Below are 16881 nucleotides of genomic sequence, written 5' to 3'. Positions count from 1 at the left end.
TGGTCAGGGCTCGACGAGCCCTGCGGAGTGCCCTCACCCTCGTGTATCGTCCGTCACATGTCAAGTATGCGAACCAAAGTTCATGTATATGAACCTGCCGCGATGCCGCGGACACCCCGGCGTCTGCCCCGCTGGCGCGACCTCGCCCCCCTCATCCGGTTCCGCCGCCCGGGCTTCGGACGGCACCACCGGCTCGCGCGGGCGCACACCATCGAGGAGCTGCGCGCGATGGCCCGGCGCCGTACGCCGCGCGCGGCCTTCGACTACACCGACGGCGCCGCCGACGCCGAGATCTCGCTGGACCGGGCCCGGGCCACGTTCCGCGAGCTGACCTTCCACCCCGAGATCCTGCGCGACGTGGGCGCGGTCGACACCTCCGTCGACATCCTCGGCGCGCCCAGTCGCCTGCCCTTCGGGATCGCTCCGACCGGCTTCACCCGGCTGATGCACACCGAGGGCGAGATCGCCGGCGCGGTCGCCGCCCAGCGCGCCGGGATCCCCTACACCCTCTCGACGATGGCGACGACGTCGCTCGAGGACGTCGCAGCGGCGGCACCCGGCGTCCGGCGCTGGTTCCAGCTCTACATGTGGACCGACCGGGAGCGCTCCGTCGGCCTGGTCGACCGCGCCGCTGCGGCGGGGTACGACACGCTCGTGGTCACCGTCGACGTCCCGGTCGCGGGGGCCCGGCTGCGCGACGTACGCAACGGGATGACGATCCCGCCCACCCTGACCCCGCGCACCGTGCTCGACGCCATCCCGCGACCGCGCTGGTGGACCGACCTGCTCACCACGCCGCCGCTGACGTTCGCCTCGCTCACCAGCTGGTCCGGAACCATCGCCGAGCTGCTCGACGCGATGTTCGACCCGTCGGTCTCGTTCGACGACCTCGCCTGGCTGCGCGAGCGCTGGCCCGGCAAGCTCGTCGTCAAGGGGATCCAGACGGTCGAGGATGCGCGCCGGGCCGTGGACGCGGGCGCCGACGCGGTCGTCCTGTCCAACCACGGCGGCCGCCAGCTCGACCGCGCGCCCGTCCCGCTGACCCTGCTGCCCGCGACCCGGGCCGCGCTGGGACCGGACCCCGAGATCATCCTCGACACCGGCGTCATGCACGGCCAGGACATCGCCGCCGCCCTCGCCCTGGGCGCGGACTTCGTGCTCATCGGCCGCGCGTACCTCTACGGCCTGATGGCCGGCGGGCTGCCCGGGGTCGAGCGCAGCATCACGATCCTGGAGACCCAGCTGGTGCGCACCATGCGGCTGCTCGGCGCGCGCTCGGTCGCCGAGCTCGCGCCCCGGCACGTCTCCCTGCCCGGGAGCCCGCAATGACCGCGCCGACCCCACCGACTCCGCCGACCTCGCTGGCCGCCGCCTGGCGGGCGCGCGTGAGAGCGGACCCGGGCCGGGTGGCGCTCAGCCACCGCGGCCGGCGCTGGACTGCAGCCGAGCTCGACGCCGACGCCACCGCCCTCGCCGCCGCACTGGCCGGTCGCGGCGTCGGACCGGGCGACCGGGTCGCCCTGCATCTGCAGAACGTGCCCGCCTTCCCGCTCGCGCTGCTCGCCCTGTGGCGGCTCGGCGCGGTGGGCGTGCTGGCCAACCCGATGTACCGCGACCGGGAGCTGCACCACCTCCTCGCCGACTCGGGCGCGGTCGGCGTCATCGCGTCGACCACCGACCTCGACGCGCTCGGCGAGGCCGCGGCGGGGACCGATGTCGACTGGTGGCTCGGCGTCGCCGACGAGGACCCCACGCTCGGCGACGTCGTCGGGGAGCACGTCGGCGCCCTCGTCGCCGAGCACGAGTCCGCATTGCACGACGTGGCACTGCTGACCTACACCTCGGGCACGACGGGTCCGCCCAAGGGCGCGATGAACACCCACGGCAACGTGCTCGCGACCGTCGAGCGGTACGCCGCCTGGATCGAGCTGACCGAGGACGACGTCGTGTACGCCGCCGCGCCGCTGTTCCACATCACCGGAGCCGTCGCCTCGGCGGCCCTCGCCCTCGCTGGCGGCGCGACGCTCGCCCTCTCCGGCCGCTTCGACCCCGCCGACGCCGTGCGCACGATCGAGGCGGAGGCGGCGACCTTCACCATCGCCTCGATCACCGCCTTCCACGCGATCGAGCAGGTGGAGTGGGCCGAGCGCCGTCACCTCGAGTCGCTGCGCGCGGCGTACACCGGCGGCGCGCCCGTGCCCCAGGCCTCGCTGGACCGGTTCCGCGAGCGGTTCGGGATCGCCATCCACAACGCCTACGGCATGACCGAGTCCACCTCGGCCGTGATCGCCGTCCCGCTCGGCGTGGCCGCTCCCGTCGACCCGGCGTCCGGGGCGGTCGCGATCGGCCGGGCCCTGCCCGGGGTCGGCGTCGAGGTCGTCACCGACGCGGGCTCGCCGGCCGCGCCCGGCGAGCCGGGCGAGCTGGTGCTCAGCGGCAGCCAGGTGGTGCCCGGCTACTGGCGCAACCCTGAGGCGACCGCACGGACGATGCCGGAGGGCCGGCTGCACACCGGCGACGTCGTGGTGGCCGACGCCGACGGCTGGATCTACCTGGTCGACCGGCTCAAGGACCAGATCAACGTCTCCGGCTACAAGGTGTGGCCGCGAGAGGTCGAGGACGTGCTCTACGAGCATCCCGCCGTGCACGAGGCCGCCGTCGTCGGCCGGCCCGACGACTACCGCGGCGAGGCCGTCGTCGCCCACGTCGTCCTCGCCGCGGGCCACCAGGCCACGCCCGAGGCCCTCATCGCGCACGCCCGCGCCCGGCTGGCGGCGTACAAGGCGCCGCGGGAGGTGCATCTGGTCGCCGACCTCCCCAAGACAGCCACGGGGAAGATCCGCCGCGACGACCTCCGGGAGTGAGGTGACAGCCGCCGCGTGGGCACCTCGGGACCCGCGAGTCAGACGTCCAGGAGGACGACGTCGTCGCTCCCGAGGGTGGCCAGGCCGGCGTCGAAGGTCAGCACGGCACCGCCGCGCCGGCGGGCGAGCGTCAGCAGCTGCGCGTCGGTCACCTGACGGTGGCCGAGCGGCGAGGGAACGTCCCCGTCGGTGGGCGACACGTCATCCACCCAGAACCGGTGGCCCGTTGCTGATCGGAGCCCGCGAAGCACCTCGCGGGCCGCGCCGACGCCGATGGCGGCAGGCAGTGCCTTCGGGTTGGAGGACACCCGGACGAATCCGCTCTCGGTGACCGGCGAGGTCGCCCAGCCGCGCCGTGCGTGACCACGGAACCACGACCGGATCGCGGCGTGGTGGACGTGCGAGTCCCACGCCAGGGCCACCAGGGCGTTGACGTCGAGAAGGTGCACCCGTCCAGGGGAGGCCATCCGCGATCAGTCCTCGTCGAGCGCGCGCCGCACCATCTCCGGCGTGATCGGGGCGGTCCCGGCCGGCACCCGGATCACCGGCAGCTCTCCGTCCGCGTCGACCTTGGCCGGAGTGAGGCCGCGCCGCGCCAGCTCGGACACGACGGCACCCAACGAGCGCCGCTGGGCACCGGCCAGCTCGCGGGCCGCTGCCACGACGTCGTCGTCGAGGTCCAAGGTGGTGCGCATGATCTGATGCTATCGCATCAGCGCATCACGCCTGGCTGTGGACATGGGCGGGGGTGGGACGACGAAACTCATGCTGGGACGAGGAAGCTTCCTCGTCCCAGCATGAGTTTCACCGGCCGGCCGGTGAAACTCCCACCACCCCTCAGTACGACTTCGGCAGCCCCAACGAGTGCATCGCGACGAAGTTGAGGATCATCTCCCGGCTGACAGGGGCGATCCGCCCGAGGCGGGCGGCGACGAGCATGTTGCCGAGGCCGTACTCCTGGGTCAGGCCGTTGCCGCCGTGGGTGTGGACGGCGACGTCGGTGGCGTTGCAGGCGACCTCGCCGCCGGCGTACTTGGCCATGTTGGCGTACTCGCCGGCGGTGAAGTCGTCCCCGGCGTCGTAGAGCGCGGCGGCCTTCTGCCACAGCAGGCGCGCCTGCTCGAGCTCGATCTTCACCTTGGCGAGCGGGTGGGCGATGCCCTGGTGGGCGCCGATGGGCTGGTCCTTCCAGACCGAGCGCTCCTTGGCGTACGCCGTCGCCTTCTCCAGCGCGTAACGCGCGATGCCGCAGGAGAACGCGCCGCCCATGATCCGCTCGGGGTTGAGCCCGGCGAAGAGCTGCCACAGGCCGCCGTCCTCGTCGCCGACCAGGCTGTCGGCGGGCACCCGGACGTCGTCGAGGAAGAGGGTGAACTGCTTCTCCGGCGCCTGCCAGGACATCGGGATGGGCTGCTTGGTGAAGCCCTCGGCGTCGGTGGGTACGACGAAGAGCGCCGGCTTGAGCTTGCCGGTCTTCGCGTCCTCGGTGCGCGACACGATGAGCACCGACTGCGCCTCGTCGACGCCGGAGATGAACGTCTTCTGCCCGTTGAGCACCCAGTGGTCGCCGTCGCGGGTGGCGGTGGTGGTGATCTGGTGCGAGTTCGAGCCGGCGTCGGCCTCGGTGATGCCGAAGGCCATCAGGTGCGTGCCGTCGGCGATGGCGGGCAGCCAGCGCTGCTTCTGCTCGTCGGTGCCGCAGCGGCTGATGATCGAGCCGCAGATGGCCGGCGAGACCACCATCATGAGCAGCGGCGCGCCGGCCGCCGCCGACTCCTCGAGGACCGCGGCCAGGTCGGCCATGCCGCCACCTCCGCCGCCGTACTCCTCGGCGATGTTGACGCCGAGGAAGCCGTTGCGGCCCATCTCGAGCCACATCTCGGTCATCTTGCCGCCCTCGCGGGCCTGCTTCTCGACATACTCGCGGCCGTACTTGCTCGCGAGCTTCTTGACCGCCTCGCGCAGCGCGACGCGCTCCTCGGGCTCAGTGAACATCGTCTGCGTCATGCGGTTTCCTCCTCCGAGCCCTCGGGCTCCACGACGGCGAGCACGGCGCCCGCCTCGACCTGCTGACCGGCGCTCGCCGACAGCTCGGTGACGGTGCCCGCGTAGGGCGCCGCGATGGTGTGCTGCATCTTCATGGCCTCCATCACGAGGATCGGCTGACCCTCCCGTACGACGTCCCCGAGAGCCGCCCGGACCGCGATCACGCTGCCCGGCATCGGTGCCAGCAGCGACCCCTCCGCGACCTGGGTCGACGGGTCGACGAAGCGCGGCAAGATCCGGAGGGTGGCCCCGCCGCGCGGGCCGTCGACCAGCACCGCGTCGTCGAGCACCCGGGTCCGGTAGCGCCGAGTGACCCCGTCGACGTCGAGCACGACCTCGGCCGGCGTCGCGGAGACGACGACCACGTCGCCGCGCTCGGCGCTGCGGTAGCCGTCGCGGCCGCCGTACCAGCGCACGTCGACCTCCTCGGCCCCGAGACCGAGCCGGGTCGAGCGCGGCCCGGCGTCGACGTTGCGGAAGCCGGCCGGGATCCGGGACTGCACCTGCGCACCGGTACGACGGTGCTCGGCGAGCGCGACCGCGCCGGCCAGCGGCAGCAGGTCGTCGGCGCCGGGGGACGCGAGCGTCTCGGGGTGGTCGGCGTAGAAGGAGGTCGTCAGGCCGGCCGGGTCCAGGAACGCGGGGTGTCGCAGCGAGGCGACGAGCTGGTCGCGGTTGGTGACCAGGCCGTGGATCCGGGCCTTCTCCAGCACTCGCGCGAGCGAGCGGACGGCCTGCTCGCGGGTCGGCGCCCAGGCGATGACCTTCGACAGCATGGCGTCGTAGAAGGTGCCGACCTCGTCGCCGGACTCGAAGCCGGTGTCGAGGCGGACGCCGAAGCCGGCGAGCGCGAAGGCGTCGTCGTGGTCGACCTCGAGCTCGAGCAGCCGCCCGGTCTGGGGCGCGTAGTCGGCGGCCGGGTCCTCGGCGTAGAGCCGGACCTCGATCGCGTGCCCCACCGGCTCGGTGACCGGCGGGAGCGGACGGCCCTCGGCCACCGCGATCTGGAGCTCGACCAGGTCGACGCCGTGGATCAGCTCGGAGACCGGGTGCTCGACCTGGAGCCGGGTGTTCATCTCCAGGAAGAAGAAGCGCTCGGTGTCGGCGTCGTAGAGGAACTCGACGGTGCCGGCCCCGACGTAGTCGACCGCCTGGGCCGCGGCCCGGGCGGCGTCGTGCATCGCGGTGCGCACCGTGTCGGACAGGCCGGGGGCCGGCGCCTCCTCGACGACCTTCTGGTGCCGGCGCTGCAGCGAGCAGTCGCGGGTGCCGAAGACCTCGACGTTGCCGGACCGGTCGCCGACGACCTGGACCTCGACATGGCGGCCGCGCTCGACGTACGGCTCGACGAAGACGGTGCCGTCGCCGAAGGCCGACTCGGCCTCGGCCGCCGCCTTCTCGACCTCGCCGGCCAGCTCGCCGAGCGAGCGCACGACGCGCATGCCGCGGCCACCGCCACCGGCCGAGGCCTTGACCAGCAGTGGCAGGTCCGCCTCGGTCGCCGTGTCGACGGTGAGGTTGCCGAGGACCGGCACGCCGGCGGCGTCCATCAGCTTCTTGGACTCGATCTTGGAGCCCATCGAGTCGATCGAGGACGGGTCGGGCCCGAGCCAGACCAGACCTGCATCGGCGACCTGGCGCGCGAACGCGGCGTTCTCAGAGAGGAAGCCGTAGCCGGGGTGGATCGCGTCGGCGCCGGCCTTGAGCGCGGCGGCGATGACAAGGTCGCCGCGCAGGTAGGTCTCGGCCGGCGTGTTCCCCGGCAGGCGGCAGGCGAAGTCCGCCTCCCGCACGAACGGCAGCCCCGCGTCGGCGTCGGAGTGGACGGCCACGGTCTCGATGCCGAGGCGGCGGGCGGTGCGGAAGACGCGGCGGGCGATCTCGCCGCGGTTGGCCACCAGGAGTCGGGTGATCATGGCGCTCACATCCTGAAGACGCCGAAGTTCATGGCGCCCTCGATCGGCTGGTTGTCGATGACGGACAGGCAGATGCCCAGCACCGTCCGGGTGTCGCGCGGGTCGATGACGCCGTCGTCGTAGACCATCCCGGAGAGGACGTAAGGCAGCGACTGCTCCTCGATCTGCGTCTCGACCATCTCCTTGATCGCGACGAAGCCCTCGGCGTCGAAGGGCTGGCCCTTCTTCTCCGCGGACTCGCGCGCGACGATCTCGAGCACGCCGGCCAGCTGCGCCGGTCCCATCACCGACGACTTGGCCGAGGGCCAGGTGAAGAGGAAGCGCGGGTCGTAGGCCCGCCCGTTCATGCCGTAGTTGCCGGCGCCGTAGGACGCGCCCATGATCACGGTCAGGTGCGGGACCTTCGAGTTCGACACCGCGTTGATCATCATCGCGCCGTGCTTGATGATGCCGCCCTGCTCGTACTCCGCGCCGACCATGTAGCCGGTCGTGTTGTGCAGGAAGAGCAGCGGCGTGTCCTTCTGGTTGGCCAGCTGGATGAACTGCGCGGCCTTCTGGGCCTCCTCGCTCATCAGCACGCCACGGGCGTTGGCGAGGATGCCGATCGGGTGACCATGGAGCTTCGCCCAGCCGACGCACAGCGCCGAGCCGTAGAGCGGCTTGAACTCGTCGAAGGGCACCTCGTTGCCGGGGCCGGTGCCGTCGACGATCCGCAGGATCGCCTCGCGCGGGTCGAACGGCTCCTTGAGGTCGGTCGGGATCAGGTCGAGCAGGTCCTCGGGGTCGAGGTCGGGCTCGGCGAACGCCTCGGCGGGGACGGCGCCGTGCTTGCGCCAGTTGAGCCGGGCGACGGTACGCCGGGCGAGCCGGATCGCGTCGTGCTCGTCGACGGCCAGCGCGTCGGACAGCCCGGAGATCCGCGAGTGCATCTCGGCACCACCGAGGGTCTCGTCGTCGGACTCCTCACCCGTGGCCATCTTCACCAGCGGCGGGCCGGCCAGGAACACCTTGGCCTGCTCCTTGACCATGATCACGTAGTCGCTCATGCCCGGGACGTAGGCGCCGCCCGCGGTCGAGTTGCCGAAGACCACCGAGATCGTGGGCTGCTTGCGGGCGCTGGCCCGGGTGAGGTCGCGGAAGCCGCGACCACCGGGGATGAAGATCTCCTTCTGGGTCGGCAGGTCCGCGCCGCCGGACTCGGTGAGATTGATCGTGGGAAGGAAGTTCTTCTCGGCGATCTCGGCCGCCCGGAAGGACTTCTTGAGCGACCACGGGTTGAGCGCGCCGCCCTTGACCGTGGGGTCGTTGGCGACGATCAGGCACTCCACGCCCTCGACCACGCCGATGCCCGTCACGAGCGAGGCGCCGACCGCGAAGTCGCTGCCCCAGCCGGCTAGCGGCATCAGCTCGAGGAAGGCCGAGCCCTCGTCGACCAGCAGGTCGATCCGCTCGCGGGCGGTCAGCTTGCCGCGCTCCCTGTGGCGGGAGATGTACTTGCCGCCGGCCTCGACGGCCTTGGTCTGCTCGGCATGCAGGTCGGCGAGCTTGGCCTCCATGGCCTCGCGCCGGGTCTGCTCGGCCGGCGCCTCCGTCGCGGCTCCGGTCTCGGTCTCGGTCGTGGTCATGCCTGGCTCACTTCCTCCAGCACCGCCTTCATCCTCTCCAGGGTCGTGCGCATGCCGCGCTCGTTGGTCCTGCCGCGCAGTCGGCCGAGGACCAGCCAGTAGCCGCGCAGGTACCAGGCCGGCGTGAGCCGGAAGTACTCGGTGACGCTGGTGCCGCCGTCCACGGGCCGCATCCGGTAGCCCCACGTGTTGAGGGCGTTGCCGTCGAGCCCGACGGCGAACTCGAAGACCCCCTCCCCGTTGCTGCCGGGCTCGACGGCCTTCGTGACCGTGCAGGGCGTCCAGTAGACGGGGCCGACGCCGTTGCGCTTGACGTGCCCCTTGAACCGTGCGCCGACGGCCGGCCCGGTGGCGCCGTGGGTCCAGACCGCCTCGAAGGTCTCGGGCGAGAACTCGCCGATCCGGGTGACGTCGCTGACCAGCGCCCAGACCTCCTCGACCGGCGCCTTCATGTGCACCGTCACCTCGCCGCCCAGCGGCTTCATCAGACTCATCGCTCTCTCCTACGCGTAGCCGAGGAGACGGGCGGCCAGGTCGGTGAGGACCTCGGTCGCACCGCCGCCGATCGGGAGCAGACGGACGTCGCGGTAGTGCCGCTCGACCTCGGACTCGCGCATGTAGCCCATGCCGCCGTGGAGCTGGACCGCCTGGTCGGCGACCCAGACCGCCGTGTCGACGGCGGTCTGCTTGGCCAGACAGGCCTCGGCGATCACGTTCTCGCCGGCGACGTAGCGCTGCGCGACCTCGAGCGTGTAGCCGCGCGCCACCGCGACCTGGCGGTGCATCTCGACCAGCTTGGCGCGCACCACCTGGTTCTTCACCAGCGGCTTGCCGAAGGTCTCGCGATCCTTGCAGTACTGCACCGACAGGTTGAGGCAGCGCAGCGCGTGGCCGTAGCCCATCAGCGCGAGGAAGATCCGCTCGGTGACGAAGTTCTCGGCGATGTAGTAGAAGCCGTGGTTCTCCTGGCCGACCAGGTTGCCGACCGGCACGCGGACGTCGACGTACGACAGCTCGCCGGTGTCGGAGGCGAGCCAGCCCATCTTGTCGAGCTTGCGCGAGACGGTGAAACCGGGCGTCCCCTTGGGGACGACGATCATCGAGATGCCGTGCGCGCCGGCCTCGCCCGTGCGGACCGCCGTGGTGACGAAGTCCCCGCGGACACTGGAGGTGATGAACGTCTTGGCGCCGTTGATCACCCAGTGATCGCCGTCGCGCACGGCGCGGGTGGTGATGCTCGCGACGTCGGAGCCGGTGCCCGGCTCGGTGACGGCCATCGAGCCGATCAGGTCGCCGGCCAGGGTGGGGCGGACCCAGGCGTCGATCAGCTCCTTGCTGCCGTTCTGGATGATGTGCGGGATCGCGATGCCGTGCGTGAACGCCGACGCCATCGCGCCGCCGGACCAGCCGGCCTCCATGAAGCCCTCCTGCGCGGCGCAGATGTCCATGAGCGTGCCGCCGTCGCCGCCGACCTCCTCGCTGACGCCGACGCCGAGCAGGCCCGCGTGGGCGAGCTTCTTCTGCAGCTCGCGCGGCAGCTCGCCGTCCCTCTCCCACTGGTCGAGGTAGGGCGTCACCTCGCGCTCGGTGAACGCGATGGCGCTCTGCTTCAGGGCGAGCTGCTCGGGGGTCCAGCCGTGGTCGAAGCTGGTCATACGAGGTCCTCCTGGATGTGGACGATCCGGCTGCGGACCCACTCGCCGAGGCCCTTGGCCTGCGGGTCGAACCGGGTGGACGCGGCGACGCCGTCGCCGAGGAGGCCGTGGATCACGACGTTGACCGCGCCGAGGTTGGGCAGCACGTAGACGTCGACATCGAGGTCGCGCGCCTCGGGGATCAGCTCGCGGATCTTGCGGTCCTTGACGATCTTCGCCAGCCATTGCACCCGGGCGTCGTACTTCGGGGAGCCGTCGTTCTTGACCCACAGGCCGAGATTCGCGTTGCCGCCCTTGTCGCCGGAGCGCGCGTGCACGAACGTGCCGAGCGGCATCCGGCGGGTGATCGTGTCCGCCGGGGCCGGGTACGGCGTGGGCCGCTTGCCGAGCTCCGGGTCGAGCTCCGCGGGGTCGGCGAAGGTGGTCGGGTCGGCGATCACCTCCCGGGTGCCGTCGTGGTGGACCACCGCGTGCTCGACCTGGCCCCTGTCGACGTACTCGGGGGTGTAGATGCCGAACGGCGACGGCTTCTGGGGCGGGGTGGTCATCGTGAAGCCGGGGTAGCTGGCGAGGGCGAGCTCGACGGCCGGACCGGTGAACGGCTTGCCGAGGGGGCCGGCCTGCGGGTCCTTGCCGATGCAGCGCAGGATGACCGAGGCGCCCTCCTCGGTGTCCGCGTCGCCGGTGCGGGCGGGGGTCTGGGTCCAGGTGATGTCGGCAGCGCTCAGCCGCCCGTCGAGCTGCGCGCGGACCCACTCGGCCTTCGCGTCGATGTCGAGCCCGGTGAGCACGAACTCGACCTGGTTGCGGTAGCCGCCGAGCCGGTTGACCGCGACCTTGAGTCGCTCCGCGGGCGCGGTGCCGGTGACACCGGTGATCTCGACCCGGTCGGGGCCCTGCTGGTGCAGGCGGATGGAGTCGAGCCGGGTGGTGACGTCGGGGTTGAGGTAGCGCGTCGTCTGGATCTCGTAGAGCAGCTGGGCGGTCACGGTGTCGACCGTGACCGCGCCGCCGGTGCCGGTGTGCTTGGTGATCACGCTGCTGCCGTCGGCCGCCACCTCGGCGATCGGGAAGCCGAGCGGCTTGTCCATCGGTGCCCCGGAGCGGAACAGCTCGCGGAAGCCGGAGAAGTTGCCCCCCGTGGCCTGGGTGCCGCACTCGATGACGTGGCCCGCGACGACCGCTCCGGCGAGCGCGTCGTAGTCGGTGGGCGTCCAGCCGTGGTGGGCGATCGCGGGGCCGACCACGACGCTGGCGTCGGTCACCCGGCCGGTGACGACGACATCGGCGCCGTTGCTCAGCGCGGACGCGATGCCGAAGGCGCCGAGGTAGGCGTTGGCGGTGAGTGCGCCCTCGAAGAGGTCGGCCGGGCGGAGGTCGTCGCCCTCGACGTAGGCGACCTTGGCCCCGGTGCCGAGCTCCTGGATCCTGCGCGCCAGCCCCGCGGGGTTGAGGCCGCCGGCGTTGCTGACGATCTTGACCCCCTTGTCGAGCGCGAGGCCGAGGGTGTCCTCGAGCTGCGTGAGGAAGGTCCGCGCGTAGCCGAGATCGGCGTCGCGCAGCGTGTCCATGCCGAGGATGAGCATGGTCAGCTCGGCGAGGTAGTCGCCGGTGATGACGTCGACCTCTCCCCCTTCGAGCTGCTCGCGCAGCGCGGAGAGGCGGTCGCCGTAGAAGCCGCTGCAGTTGGCGATCCTCAGCGCTCTCCGGCCGAGCGCGTCTCCGTCTCCATGGGAGGCAGCAAGCTGCCGGCGGGATACTCCCGCCGCGCTGCCGGCGTGGCTCGTCATCGGGGGTCCCGCCCGCCGCCGGCCGGGCCGGCGAAGGCCTGGGCGATGGTGAGCCACTTCTCGGCGTCGTCGCCGACCGCCTTCAGGTCCGTGTCGTCGCGGTGGATGCGCTGGGTGACGAGCTGGCAGAACTCGTACGAGGTTCCCGTCACCTTTTGCGTCGCTTCCGCGGGCCCCCAAGTCCACAAAGCCCCAGAAGGAGCCGTCAGCTCGACGCGGAACTCCTCGGCGGGGGCGTCGAGGCCGTTGTTGGCGTAGGCGAAGTTGCGGGTGCGGACGCCGATGTGGGCGACGTGGCGGATCCGGTCGGTGACCTCGGGGCGGACGCCGATCGCGTCGTAGACGTCGAGCGCGTGGGCCCACGTCTCCATGAACCGGGCGGTCGCCATCGACGTCGGCGCCATCAGCGGGCCGAACCACGGCATCTTCTGGCCGTCGGGGTAGCCGCGCAACGCGTCGAGCAACGCCGGGCGGGCGGCGTCCCAGCGCGCGAGGAGCACGTCGGGCGCCTCGGCGCCGATCCGCAGCGCCTCCTTGTCGACGAACCCGGACGGGTCCTCGATCGCGGTCAGGACGACGGCGTCCCACGCCTGCTTGCCCTCGTCGCTCAGTGCCCCTGCGGCGAGCACCGCGACCTCGTCGGTCCACAGCAGGTGGGCGATGGTCGTCGCCACATCCCAGCCCTCGGCGGGGGTCGCCGTACGCCAGGCCTCGGCGTCGAGGCCGGCGACCGTCGCGCGCAGCTGATCGCCCTCGGCGCTCAGGTCGGCGATCACCTCGTCGAGGACACTCATGCCGGGCTCCCCGGTCGCTCGTTCGTCGCGGAGTGAAGCGGGGGAGCGGAGAAGCGGCGGGGGTGGTTCATCGGTCGTCTCCCTGGGGGTCCTGGAGCGCGCGGTCCAGCGTGCGCGCCCATTCGGTGAGGATCCGGCGACGCCGACGGGCGTCGTCGCCGAGCGTGTTGGCGAGGCCGAGGCCACGCACCAGGTCGAGGGTCGCCTGGACCAGCTCGCGGGCGCCCGCCCGGCTCTCGTCGATGCCGAGCAGCTCGACGGTGAGCCGATGGGTCTCGCGGCCGACGTGCTGCTCCAGCGGCGCGACGGCCTCGTGGAGCGACGGGTCGGTGCGCGCGGCCACCCACAGCTCGAGCGCGGCGGTGAACACCGGCGAGGCGAAGTGGTCGCCGAGCATCTGCACCACGGCCTCGGTGCGCCCCCGGCCTCGCGGCAGCCTCGCCACCGCCGCCTCGAGGTCGGAGCCGCGGATCGCGGTCAGGTGCGCGACCGCGGCGACGACGAGGTCGTTCTTGGTCGGGAAGTGGTGCAGCTGCGCGCCCCGGCTCACGCCCGCGCGCTCGGAGACCAGCGTCGTCGTCGTCCCCCCGAAGCCCTTCTCCACCAGCAGCTCGACGGTCGCATCCATCAGCCGCTGCCGCATCGCCCGGGTGCGCTCCTCCTGGGGGACGCGGGTGGCGGCCGGCGTACTCATGCCCGCCAGCATGCCGGCGGACAAACAAACAGTCAAGCCTGACTTTAACTGTTCCGGGGTGGGGTCGGGTGAGTGAGAGTGACCTCCAGGGCACGCTCACCCACCCGACCCCACCCGACGTGGTCAGTCGATCCGCGCCACCAGCGGCAACCGGCTCCGCGCGCACAGCCCGACCGCGGCGGCGGTGAGCAGCGGCAGCCCGACGATCACGATCGCGAGCAGCGGCCACGGGACGGCGAGGAGGGTCGCGCCGTCGTCGCCGCGGGAGAGCGGCCGGCTGACCGCGATGCCCGGCACGAAGCCGACGGGCGCGCCGAGCAGGGCGCCGACCAGCCCCACGACGAGGGCGTACGACGCCGCGACGCGCCGTCGGGTCCGGGGCCGGGCTCCGACCGCGGCCATGGTGGCCAGGTCGGGACGGGCGTCGGAGAGCGCGAGGAAGGTGGCGGTCAGCGTGCCACCCAGCATCATCACGCCGCCGAGGACGGCGAGCACCCACTGCAGGATCCGCGCCGCCGGCTCGGGCTCGAAGCCGCGTTCGACGTGGAGCTCGCCCACGCCCGCCACGGTCGCCAGCGCCTCGGCGAGATCCGCCTCGGCCGACTCGTCCACGGTCGGCGCGACGACCAGTGCCGTCGTGCCCGTGGTGAGCCCGAGCTCGTCGGCGAGGGCGGACGGCAGGACGCCCGCGGCCGGTGGCAGCTCCGAGGGCGGACGCACCACGGTGACCGCGACGTCCCGAGTGCGCTCGTCGAGCACCTCCTCCGTCGCGTCGTCGGTGACCCGGACGACCGCGCGCAGCCGCTCGGCGAGCTCGGCGGCGTCGCCGAACAGGACGACCCGACCCGAGGCGAGCGCCTCCTCGGCCGCGGCCCGCTCGGCGCCGGACAGGCCGAGCGCGGCGGGCACGGCGGACCCCACAAGATAGGACGTGCCGAAGCTGCCGAACGTGGGCAGCACGACCGGCTCGCCCTCCTGCTCCATGGTCAGCTCGACCCAGGTCCCCTCCTGCCCACCGCGGATCCCGGCGACCTCCTCGACCCGGGCGTCCGGAAGGCGCTTCGCGAGCACACCCGCGACGACGTCGACGTCGCTCTCGGGGCCGAGCGTCGTGACGGCGTACCCGTGGGCGAGCCGGGGCTCGTAGTCACGTTCGTCGGCCGCCTGCTGGCTGCTGAGCGCGATGCCGAGGGCGATCACGCCGGCGACCGTCGCGCCGACGGCCGCCACGGCGGGCACGGTCCGGGTTCGGTGCCGAGCGGCGTCGCGTGCCGCGAAGCGCAGCGCGAGCGGGAACCGGCGGGCCGCGCCGCCCACCGCCGCCACCACCGTCGCGACCAGCAGGATCATCCCGACGACCGACAGCAGCGCGGACGCGCCGACCAGGGCGGGCGAGGCGCCGCTCGCCCGTGAGCCGACCAGGCCGGCGAGCACCCCCGCGGCGATGAGCACCAGGCCGAGCACCGGTGAGCGCCGGGAGGTCCGCCCCTCCCCACGACGACCGGCGAGGACGGCGACGACGTCGTTGCGGGAGGCGGAGTACGCCGGCACCACCGCCGCGAGGACGGCCGCCACGAGGCCGAAGCCGGCGACCGCGAGCAGGAGCGGCCATGGCACCTCGAACGGCCCGAACCAGGTGCCCTGCAGGCGCTGGGCGACGGGGACCAGCAGGGCACCGAGCCCGATGCCGAGCACCGTGCCGAGCACGCCGCCGAGCAGGCCGATCACCACTCCCGACGCCAGCACGGTGCGCCGGGCCTGGGCGGGCGTGCCGCCCGCGGCCGCGACGAGGGCGAGCGCGCGGGCCTGGGCCCGGGCCCGCACGGCGAAGGCCGGGCCGGCGAGCAGCACCACCTCGAGCAGCACCATGGTGACCACGAGGACCAGGGCCGTGAGGGCGGTCTCGTCGACCGGCTCGTCGCTCACGACCTCCGGCGGCTGCGCCGACGCGGGAGGCGGGTCGGAGAGCACCTGGCGGGAGGCGGCGAGCAGCCCGACGGCGTTGAGCGCGCGGACGTCGTCCCAGCTCACCGGTGCGCCGCCGACCAGCCACTGCGGCGGGGCGTCGGGGGTGCCGACCGCTCCCGGCAGGACGGCCGCGACGGCCTCGTCGCGGGTCGTGGCGCTCTCGACGATCCCCACGATCCGCAGCTCCGTGCGCGTCTCGCCGTCGGAGCCACGCCGCAGCGCGGTGAGGGTCTCGCCGAGCCCGGGGCCGCGGCGCACCAGCGCGGGGTTGACGACGACCTCGTCGGTGGCGCGCGGCAGCCGGCCGTCCTCGAGCCGGAACAGGCCGCGGGCCAGGGGGTCGGCGAGGTCGGTCTGGGTGACGACGACGTCGCCGACGCCGCGGTCGGTGGCGTAGGAGAGGTACTCCCGGGCGATCGGGAGGAGCGGGCGGTCGGCGCCCAGCACCTGCTGGACCTCCGCGGCGGTCGAGACATGCTCCTCCTCGCCGATCCAGGAGGTCGTGCCGTCGGGGTCGAACGACTGGACGACCTGCGTCGTGCCGCTGCCGTAGACCAGCGCGGCCGCCGTACCCATCCGGCGCTCGACGCCCTCCGCGCCGGACACGTCCGCGGTGCGCCACACGACGGCGGCCGCCACGACGGCCAGCACGGGCAGGCAGACCAGGACCAACATCAGCGCGGTCTGCGCGCGCCGGCGCAGCGCCTCGCGTCGGGCCAGGCGCAGCGCCACCCGCCAGCCACCGATGCGTGCGCCGCTCATCGGCCGGCCGGTTCGGTCAGGACCTCGACCCGGTCGGTGCCGGTCTCGTCGACGACGACGCCGTCGCGCAGGAAGACCACCCGGTCGGCCCAGGCGGCATGACGCGCCTCGTGGGTGACCAGCACACCGGCCGCGCCCGCGTCGCACCGCGCACGCAGCAGCTGGAGGATGCCCTCGCCCGTCTCCGTGTCCAGCGCGCCGGTCGGCTCGTCGGCCAGGATCAGCCGGCGCTCCCCCACGACGGCCCGGGCGATGGCGACCCGCTGCTGCTGTCCGCCCGACATGTCGTCGGGGAACCGGTCGGCGAGGTCGGCGATCCCCACCTCGTCGAGTGCCCGCTGCGCCTCCGCCCGGGCCCGGCGCGGGGCCACCCCGTCGAGCTCCCGCGGGAGCGCGACGTTCTCGGCGGCGGTGAGGGCCGGGATCAGGTTGAAGCCCTGGAAGACGTAGCCGACGGAGGTACGCCGCATGCGGGCCCGGCCCTGGAGGTCGAGGCGGGCGAGGTCGACGCCCTCGACGCTCACCGCTCCGCTGGTGGGCCGGTCGAGCCCGCCGGCGATGGTGAGCAGCGTGGACTTGCCCGATCCCGACGGGCCCATCACGGCGACCAGCTCGCCGGGATACGCGGCGAACGAGATGCCGCGCAGAGCACGCACCTCGTGCGGCGCCTCGCCGTGGGTGCGGGTGACGTCGGTGAGCTGGAGGACGGGGTTCATCGCTCGGCCTTTCGGGAGAGGAGTCGGTCGGCGCGGATGCGCTCGAGGCGG

General features: G+C 73.0%; 14 protein-coding genes. 2 read left to right on the top strand and 12 right to left on the bottom strand.

Going from position 1 to position 16881, the window contains the following annotated elements:
* Positions 1-102: 102 nt before the first annotated feature.
* On the top strand, positions 103-1329 hold the full coding sequence (locus ACPZVR_RS16770; RefSeq protein ID WP_436700752.1) for an alpha-hydroxy acid oxidase: 1227 nt from the start codon (positions 103-105) through the stop codon (positions 1327-1329).
* A complete protein-coding gene (locus ACPZVR_RS16765; RefSeq protein ID WP_436700751.1) occupies positions 1326-2864 on the top strand; it encodes a class I adenylate-forming enzyme family protein in 1539 nt (512 codons plus the stop codon). The genes ACPZVR_RS16770 and ACPZVR_RS16765 overlap by 4 nt, the downstream gene beginning before the upstream one ends.
* 38 nt (positions 2865-2902) lie before the next feature.
* Here ACPZVR_RS16765 and ACPZVR_RS16760 read toward each other — a convergent pair whose 3' ends face one another.
* The 12 genes from ACPZVR_RS16760 to ACPZVR_RS16705 form a co-directional block, all read right to left on the bottom strand.
* Positions 2903-3313 (bottom strand): TA system VapC family ribonuclease toxin, encoded by a 411-nt coding sequence (locus ACPZVR_RS16760; RefSeq protein WP_436700750.1) that lies wholly within the window; start codon positions 3311-3313, stop codon positions 2903-2905.
* 24 nt (positions 3314-3337) lie between these two features.
* On the bottom strand, positions 3338-3559 hold the full coding sequence (locus ACPZVR_RS16755) for a DUF2191 domain-containing protein (RefSeq protein WP_436700749.1): 222 nt from the start codon (positions 3557-3559) through the stop codon (positions 3338-3340).
* Between the two features lie 142 nt (positions 3560-3701).
* Entirely contained in the window at positions 3702-4871 is a 1170-nt protein-coding gene (locus tag ACPZVR_RS16750) for an acyl-CoA dehydrogenase family protein (RefSeq protein ID WP_436700748.1), read from the bottom strand.
* The gene (locus ACPZVR_RS16745; RefSeq protein WP_436700747.1) at positions 4868-6826 is read right to left on the bottom strand and encodes an acetyl/propionyl/methylcrotonyl-CoA carboxylase subunit alpha; all 1959 of its coding nucleotides are present in this window, start codon (positions 6824-6826) and stop codon (positions 4868-4870) included. The genes ACPZVR_RS16750 and ACPZVR_RS16745 overlap by 4 nt, the downstream gene beginning before the upstream one ends.
* Positions 6827-6831: 5 nt before the next feature.
* On the bottom strand, positions 6832-8451 hold the full coding sequence (locus tag ACPZVR_RS16740) for an acyl-CoA carboxylase subunit beta (RefSeq protein WP_436700746.1): 1620 nt from the start codon (positions 8449-8451) through the stop codon (positions 6832-6834).
* Complete coding sequence (locus ACPZVR_RS16735) at positions 8448-8945, bottom strand: SRPBCC family protein (RefSeq protein WP_436700745.1); 498 nt, start codon at positions 8943-8945, stop codon at positions 8448-8450. Before ACPZVR_RS16735 ends, ACPZVR_RS16740 begins: the two co-directional genes overlap by 4 nt.
* A 9-nt stretch (positions 8946-8954) precedes the next feature.
* On the bottom strand, positions 8955-10106 hold the full coding sequence (locus tag ACPZVR_RS16730) for an acyl-CoA dehydrogenase family protein (RefSeq protein WP_436700744.1): 1152 nt from the start codon (positions 10104-10106) through the stop codon (positions 8955-8957).
* Complete coding sequence (locus ACPZVR_RS16725; protein WP_436700743.1) at positions 10103-11896, bottom strand: acyclic terpene utilization AtuA family protein; 1794 nt, start codon at positions 11894-11896, stop codon at positions 10103-10105. The genes ACPZVR_RS16730 and ACPZVR_RS16725 overlap by 4 nt, the downstream gene beginning before the upstream one ends.
* Positions 11893-12690 carry a TIGR03084 family metal-binding protein gene (locus tag ACPZVR_RS16720; protein ID WP_436700742.1) on the bottom strand — a complete coding sequence of 266 codons (798 nt, stop codon included), beginning with the start codon at positions 12688-12690 and terminating at the stop codon, positions 11893-11895. The genes ACPZVR_RS16725 and ACPZVR_RS16720 overlap by 4 nt, the downstream gene beginning before the upstream one ends.
* A 67-nt stretch (positions 12691-12757) precedes the next feature.
* Positions 12758-13384, bottom strand: coding sequence for a TetR/AcrR family transcriptional regulator (locus ACPZVR_RS16715; protein ID WP_436700741.1), 627 nt, complete (start codon positions 13382-13384; stop codon positions 12758-12760).
* Positions 13385-13507: 123 nt separating this feature from the next.
* Positions 13508-16114 carry an FtsX-like permease family protein gene (locus ACPZVR_RS16710; protein WP_436700740.1) on the bottom strand — a complete coding sequence of 869 codons (2607 nt, stop codon included), beginning with the start codon at positions 16112-16114 and terminating at the stop codon, positions 13508-13510.
* On the bottom strand, positions 16111-16830 hold the full coding sequence (locus tag ACPZVR_RS16705) for an ABC transporter ATP-binding protein (protein ID WP_436700739.1): 720 nt from the start codon (positions 16828-16830) through the stop codon (positions 16111-16113). The genes ACPZVR_RS16710 and ACPZVR_RS16705 overlap by 4 nt, the downstream gene beginning before the upstream one ends.
* Positions 16831-16881: the final 51 nt, after the last annotated feature.

Source organism: Nocardioides segetis (genome assembly GCF_051390595.1).
Lineage (GTDB): Bacteria > Actinomycetota > Actinomycetes > Propionibacteriales > Nocardioidaceae > Nocardioides.
Note: the sequence above shows the minus strand (reverse complement) of the source record. Positions and strands in the feature narration are given on the sequence as shown.